This is a genomic window from Oleiphilus sp. HI0080, assembly GCF_001635135.1.
In genome coordinates this window covers 1-461 of sequence record NZ_LWFU01000039.1, presented here as the reverse complement: position 1 = coordinate 461, position 461 = coordinate 1, and the positions used below count along the sequence as shown (strand labels likewise).

The following is a 461-nucleotide window of genomic DNA, read 5'->3' as shown; positions in this document are numbered from 1 at the left end:
TAAGTCTGAAGAATACTACAAGAAAGTTATGTATCTGACCGTGCCATTACTTTGGGCGGGAGTGATTGCCTGTGCATACACTGTTTCTCAATATGAATGGTCTTGGTTTAGCTTTCTGGGCGGCGCGTTGTCCGCGGGACTGGTAGCAGGTATTGGCGTTAACTTGGGCCATGAGATGGGGCACAAGATCAATGATCGAGTTCAAGTATTCTTCGCCAAAATGGCGCTAGCTCTTTCTGGCTATGGGCACTTCTTTATTGAGCACAATAAAGGTCATCACAAAGATGTAGCGACACCTGAAGATCCAGCTTCTTCAAGAATGGGTGAGTCACTTTACAAGTTTGTGAAGCGCGAAATTCCTGGGGCGTTTCGTCGAGCTTGGGAACTGGAATCCGCTCGATTAAAGAGAATGGGTAAATCTGAGTGGTCTTTCAGCAATGAAATTATTCAGCCAGCTATCG

Annotated in this window: 1 protein-coding gene; it reads left to right on the top strand. The window is 46.0% G+C overall.

Features of this window, described 5'->3' with window-relative positions:
• Window positions 1-28: 28 nt before the first annotated feature.
• On the top strand, window positions 29-461 hold a 433-nt coding region (locus tag A3751_RS00620; RefSeq protein WP_197466062.1), incomplete at its 3' end, for a fatty acid desaturase.